Source organism: Mesorhizobium sp. M7A.F.Ca.CA.002.09.1.1, assembly GCF_003998555.1.
GTDB classification, from domain to species: Bacteria; Pseudomonadota; Alphaproteobacteria; order Rhizobiales; family Rhizobiaceae; genus Mesorhizobium; species Mesorhizobium ciceri.
The window spans coordinates 1-6,044 of the sequence record NZ_RZRR01000279.1; the positions used below are offsets into that span (position 1 = coordinate 1).

At 62.2% G+C, this 6,044-nt stretch carries 6 protein-coding genes; all 6 read right to left on the reverse strand.

The window, feature by feature from the left end; genetic code table 11:
- Positions 1-91 precede the first annotated feature (91 nt).
- The gene (locus EN994_RS14320; RefSeq protein ID WP_013531371.1) at positions 92-742 is read right to left on the reverse strand and encodes an OmpA family protein; all 651 of its coding nucleotides are present in this window, start codon (positions 740-742) and stop codon (positions 92-94) included.
- 175 nt (positions 743-917) lie between these two features.
- The gene (locus tag EN994_RS14325) at positions 918-1,286 is read right to left on the reverse strand and encodes a GFA family protein (protein WP_024503891.1); all 369 of its coding nucleotides are present in this window, start codon (positions 1,284-1,286) and stop codon (positions 918-920) included.
- 168 nt (positions 1,287-1,454) lie between these two features.
- Complete coding sequence (locus tag EN994_RS14330; RefSeq protein ID WP_013531369.1) at positions 1,455-1,832, reverse strand: hypothetical protein; 378 nt, start codon at positions 1,830-1,832, stop codon at positions 1,455-1,457.
- 288 nt (positions 1,833-2,120) lie between these two features.
- Entirely contained in the window at positions 2,121-2,540 is a 420-nt protein-coding gene (locus tag EN994_RS14335) for a GFA family protein (RefSeq protein ID WP_127307600.1), read from the reverse strand.
- A gap of 77 nt (positions 2,541-2,617) precedes the next feature.
- Positions 2,618-3,749, reverse strand: a protein-coding gene (gene prfB / locus EN994_RS14340; RefSeq protein ID WP_013531367.1) for a peptide chain release factor 2 whose coding sequence is annotated in 2 segments (ribosomal slippage) — positions 2,618-3,682 and positions 3,684-3,749 — 1,131 coding nt in all. Because the reading frame shifts where the segments join, the coding sequence is not laid out codon by codon here.
- A 117-nt stretch (positions 3,750-3,866) separates the two neighbouring features.
- Positions 3,867-6,044 (reverse strand): penicillin-binding protein 1A (locus EN994_RS14345; protein ID WP_164745920.1); only part of this gene is annotated, 2,178 nt, incomplete at its 5' end.

Genomic DNA, 6,044 nt, shown 5'->3' on the forward strand with positions numbered 1-6,044 from the left:
AATCTATACCGTACCCATCCAGAGCGCCGATGTCAGCTCAAACAAAAACGGCCCCGCATGAGGGCCGTTTCGCATCCGCTTGCCGGACGGATCAGGTGAGCGGCGACAGCTGGATCTCGACGCGGCGGTTCTGGGCCCGACCTTCGGCTGTGGCATTGGATGCGACCGGACGTGTCTTGCCGAAGCCTGTGACGGCGAAGCGCCGCTGATCCACGCCCTGACCGGACAGATAGTTCGCCACCGCCAAAGCACGACGCTGCGACAAATCGAAATTGTGCTGGTCGCCACCGGTCGAATCGGTGTGGCCGAACACGTCGACCGTGGTCTGCTTGAACTTCTTCAGCACCAGCGCGACGGAGTTCAGGACCTGGTAGAAGCCGGGCTTCACCGCATCCTGATCCGAGTTGAAGGTGATGTCGGACGGCATGTTGAGGATGATCTGGTCGCCGCTGCGGGTGACGCTGACACCGGTGCCCTCGAGCTGCCGGCGCAGTTCGGCCTCGTTCTGGTCCATCGTGGCGCCGATGGCGCCGCCGGCCAGCGCGCCGATGCCGGCGCCGATCAGTGCGTTGCGGCGGTCGTTGCCACCGGCAAGCAGGCCAAGGCTGGCACCCGCCAGGGCGCCAAGGCCGGCGCCGGCCGCCGTGTTGGAAATCTTCTGGTCGCCTGTATACGGATCGGTGGTGGTGCAGGCGCTCACGAGCACAGCCGTCGCCACGACGACGAGCACAGTCTTTTTCATAGGATGGTCCCTCTCCAAGTCACGCCTTGCGGTGGCGCCAAATCAGCCCTTCCCGCGACTTGTACCATGAATTGCGGCGAAAAGCGGAACGGCAAAAGCGCCGTTCACGGCTTTTCCCGAGTGACCAATACCCGGTGGTGGCGCCGCATCGCCGTGCCGGAATGGTTTGGATAAGCTACCAGAGGTTCTTGCCGTCTATGACAACCACTTCGACCTTGTCGAGATCGAAATCATCGAACAGCCGCGAGTTGACGCTGATCTTGGGATTGTCGAAATCCGGCTCGCCTGTCGACCAGTCCGGCGTTTCGGTAAAGGTGCCGCAGCCGCAGGTGGCGCAAAAACCGTGCTTTACGGTCTTCGACCCCCAACGATAGAAAGAGACGTTCTCCATCGGGCTGGTGAGCTTGAATTGCGAAGGCACGTAATAGGCCCAGAGCGAGCCGCGTTTCGAGCAGAAAGAACAGGTGCATTGCGTCACCGTCTGCGGTGCTTGCGAAACCTCGAACGTCGTCGCCTTGCAATGACAGCTTGCCTTGATGGTCATCAACGAACTCCTCCTGTCGCCGCCACCCTGTGCGGCAAAGGCAGCATAAAGAGGTGCTCCTGACAACTGTCTGTCAGCAAGCATCACCGGCGCTACCGCGACAGGCGCGTCTCAGCAAGCCCGTCCCGTCACACGCGATCAGGCGGACGTAGGAATGCGCTCCTATCGTCAATACGAGCGCGGCGGCACGAACAGGCAGATTGTCCTGCCGGCGTCGAGGCCCCCCTGGTGCGCGCACCAATGGAACTCGCCGTCCGGGCTGTCCTTGACACGCTTGTCGGTCATTGGAACGACCTCACCCGTTCCGGCGATGACATAGCCCTCGGGTTTCTCCAGCACTTCGCCTGTATGGGTCGTGCGACAATCATAGTTGGCGCAGCATGCGAACGGATAACTCCAGCCTTGTGGCTTTGCCGCCGTGGGCGTGGCGTCATGCGCGAAGGCAGGTGCCGTCAGCATTGCCATCGCGCCGATCGCGAACAGGGAAAACAAAAGTCGGCCAGCCGGTTGAACGGCATTGGCCGATCTGAGTGTGGCAGCAGACATGGAAACGTTCCTTTCAAACGAGCATCAAGCGTTTCGCTTGCCCGTTCCCGGAACGTATCTTCCCAGTGGCCGGATCGTCGGGTCGCAGATATGCCGCGTCCGGCCATAAATGCTTTTTCTCTCCCAGCCCTTGGATGCTGGGCTGATTCCTTGGTCGGCGCAAGAACATGCATTCCCGACATCGTTCTACAGACGTCAGGCATCCGCTACCGCCGACGAGATGAGGCCAAGGTCAATTCCCGGCAAACGGGCGTCGAATAAACGGGATTGGCCCGCTGTGGTTCCAGCCTATTGCTGGTCGGAGCGGGCGATCGCGTGCTCTTGATACTGCGGCAGGTCATCGGTGATGGTGAACCAGCCCGCCTTCGAACCGACGAAGATGTGCTCGGTTGGACGAATGGATGGGTCGTCGACGAGCGTTCCCATGGCGACATGGACATAGGCGCCGTCGCGCACGAGCGAATAAAGCAAGGAGCCGCACTGGCAGCAATGCGCGTTGTGGCCGCTTTGGTCGCCGAAGATCAGGAGTTTGTCCTCGCCTTCGGTGAGGACAAACTTTTCACGCTCGATACCGGCGAAAGGCTTGAATGCCGAACCGGTGGTGCGCCGGCAGTCCGAACAATGGCAATTCGCGGCATAGAGGAATTCGTCGGCCACCTCGTAGTGAACCGCGCCGCAAAAGCATTTTCCGGTGAGCTTGCTCGGCACTCTCTCCTCCATTGCTGTGGTGCGCAGGGGTATGTTCAGATGAGGCCAGGCCGGCCTCACCTGAATATGGGCATATCCTAGTCCAGGTCCGCCACGGCTTCGCCGGCACCGCCTTCGATGCGCTGCGACAACGAGGCTTCCATGAAATCGTCGAGGTCGCCATCGAGCACGCTCGACGGGCTGGTGCTCTCGACGCCGGTGCGGAGATCCTTCACCAACTGATAGGGCTGCAGCACATAGGAGCGGATCTGGTGGCCCCAGCCGATATCGCTCTTCGATGCTTCGGTGGCGTTTGCAACCGCCTCGCGCTTCTTCAGCTCTTCCTCGTAAAGGCGCGAGCGCAGCATCTCCCAGGCCTTGGCCTTGTTCTTGTGCTGCGAACGTTCGGCCTGGCAGGCGACCGCGATGCCAGTGGCCAGATGCGTGATGCGCACCGCCGAATCGGTGGTGTTGACGTGCTGGCCGCCCGAGCCGGACGAGCGATAAGTATCGATGCGGACGTCGGATTCGGAGACGTCGATCTCGATCGTGTCGTCGATGACCGGATAGACCCAGACGCTGGCGAAGGACGTATGCCGGCGCGCATTGCTGTCATAGGGCGAAATACGCACCAGGCGATGAACGCCCGATTCCGTCTTCATCCAGCCATAGGCGTTGTGGCCTTTGATCATCAACGTGGCGGACTTGATGCCGGCCTCTTCGCCGTCATGCATTTCCAGCACTTCGACTTTGAAACGGCGCCGCTCGGCCCAGCGCGTGTACATGCGCAGCAGCATCGAGGCCCAGTCCTGGCTTTCGGTGCCGCCGGCACCGGCATGGATTTCGAGATAGGTGTCGTTGGAGTCTGCTTCACCCGACAGCAGCGTCTCGACCTGGCGGGCCTTCGCTTCGCCTTGCATCGAGCGGATCGCGGCTTCCGCCTCGGCGATCACGCCCTCATCGCGCTCTTCCTCGCCGAGTTCGATCAGGCCGATATTGTCTTCCAGCGCCTGCGTCAGACCTTTCACCGAGGCGATGCCTTCTTCGAGGCTCTGGCGTTCGCGCATCAGCTTCTGCGCTTCCAGCGGCTCGTTCCAGAGGCTGGCGTCCTCGGCGCGCACATTGAGGTATTCAAGCCGCTTTATGGCTTGATCCCAGTCAAAGATGCCTCCTCAGCAGGGTTATCGCCTGCCTGATCTCGTCGACAATATTCTGCGTTTCCGCGCGCATGGCTGGCTGTTCTGTCCTGTTTGCTGAAATCGGTCGGCGCGATACATAGGCACGCCGCCGCCGGCTGTAAAGCAAAATGGGCCGGCCCAAGGCCAGCCCATCCGCCCCTGAAAATCGTCAGTAGAGGCCGCCGCCGCCGGACTGGATAGCCTGATTGGCTTGCGGCGACAGCGCGCCACCGGTGGCATTTGAGCCGTCGGCGCCCATGCCGATCACCCAATAGCTGTCGGCGGGACCGGTGCCCGGCTTGAAGGCTTCGATGATGGTGCCGGGATCGCCCGATGCGGCACGCATGCCGGTCTTGCGATTGATGGCGACCAGGTTCATGCCTTCCGGCACCTTGAAGTCGACATTGGGCGTGCCGTCCAGCGCCACTCGCATGAAGTCCTTGAAGATCGGGGCTGCGAGACCGCCACCGGTGGCGCCATGGCCGAGGCCGCGCGGCGTGTCATAGCCCATGTAGAGGCCGACGACGAGGTTGGGCGTGTAACCGATGAACCAGGCGTCCTTTTCATCGTTGGTCGTTCCGGTCTTGCCGGCGATGTGACGGCCGAGTTCGCCGATGGTGGCGCCGGTGCCGCGCTGCACGACGCCTTCCATCATCGAGGTGATCTGGTAGGCGGTCATCGGGTCGAGCACCTGCTCGGAATTGTCGACCAGCTCCGGCTCCGGCTGGTTCTGCCATTCCTGCGCATTGCAACCCTGGCAGCCACGTTCGTCCTGCTTGAACACCGTCTTGCCGTAGCGGTCCTGGATGCGGTCGATGAGCGACGGTTTGATCGACTTGCCGCCATTGGCCATGATCGAATAGGCCGACACCATGCGCATCACGGTGGTTTCGCCGGAACCCAGCGCCATTGGCAGATAGGGTGCCAGATGGTCGTAGACACCGAAGCGCTCGGCATATTCGACCACCAGCTTCATCCCCATGTCATTGGCAAGCCGCACCGTCATCAGGTTGCGCGACTTCTCGATGCCGGAGCGCAGGGTCGCCGGACCGGCGACGGTGCCGTCATAGTTCTTCGGCGTCCAGCTCGTGTTGCCGCTCTGGATCGTGATCGGCCCGTCCATGATGACCGAGGCCGGCGTATAGCCATTGTCGAGCGCTGCCGAATAGACGATCGGCTTGAACGAGGAGCCCGGCTGGCGCATGGCTTGCGTGGCGCGGTTGAATTCGGACTGCGCATAGGAGAAGCCGCCGACCATGGCCAGCACGCGGCCGGTGTGCGGGTCCATGGCGATCAGGCCGCCTTCCACTTCGGGCACCTGGCGCAGGCTGTAGGTGCCCTCGGCACCATCGTTTTTCTGCACGAAGATGACGTCGCCCGGCTTCAGCACCTCCGCCGGCGACTTGGCCTTGACGGTCTTGCCGGCGACCACATGGCGCATGGCAAAACCCATGTCCTCCTTGCTGATAGTGCCTTCGACGCGCTCCTTGACGATCTCGCCCGACGCCTGCCGTGCGGGCTGCAGGCCGATCGACAGGCCGGTCGCCGAACTGTCGAGCACGACGGCGAGCGACCATTCGGGAACATCCTCCAGTCCCTTGACGGCGCCAAGCGGCACGCCCCAGTCGCCCGAGACATCGATCGATGTCACCGGCCCGCGATAGCCGCGCAGCGTGTCGTATTTCATCAACCCGTTCTGCATCGATTTGCGGGCAATGAGCTGGATCTTCGGATCGAGCGTGGTGCGGACGGAGAGGCCGCCTTCGTAGAGCGCATTCTCGCCGTAGCGGGCGATGATCTGGCGGCGCACCTCTTCGGTGAAGTACTCGCCGGCGAACAGATAGGTGCCGCTGCGCCGCGGCGTCACGCCCAGCGGCTCGGCCTTGGCCTTGTTGCCTTCCTCACGCGTGACATAGCCGTTCTCGACCATCTGATCGATGACCCAGTTGCGGCGCTCGATCGCGCGATCGGCATGCTTGAAAGGGTGATAGTTGTTCGGCCCCTTGGGCAGGGAGGCCAGGTAGGCGGCCTCGGCCACGGACAGTTCGTTGACCGATTTGTCGAAATAGGTCAGCGCCGCGCCGGCGACGCCATAGGCGCCGAAGCCGAAGAAGATTTCGTTGAGGTAGAGCTCGAGAATGCGATCCTTGGGATAGGCCTGCTCGATGCGGAAGGCGAGGATCATCTCCTTGATCTTGCGCTCGTAGGTCTGGTCCGAGGACAACAGGAAGTTCTTCGCCACCTGCTGGGTGATCGTCGAGGCGCCGACCTGGCGCCGGCCCGAGCCGAAATTCTGCAGGTTGACGATGATGGCGCGGCCGAGGCCGGTCACATCGATGCCCGGGTG

Excerpts from the sequence above, each read along its gene's own strand:
- EN994_RS14325 (WP_024503891.1), bottom strand. The coding sequence starts at position 1,286 with ATGACCATCAAGGCAAGCTGTCATTGCAAGGCGACGACGTTCGAGGTT.
- EN994_RS14330 (WP_013531369.1), bottom strand. The coding sequence starts at position 1,832 with ATGTCTGCTGCCACACTCAGATCGGCCAATGCCGTTCAACCGGCTGGC.
- EN994_RS14320 (WP_013531371.1), bottom strand. The coding sequence starts at position 742 with ATGAAAAAGACTGTGCTCGTCGTCGTGGCGACGGCTGTGCTCGTGAGC.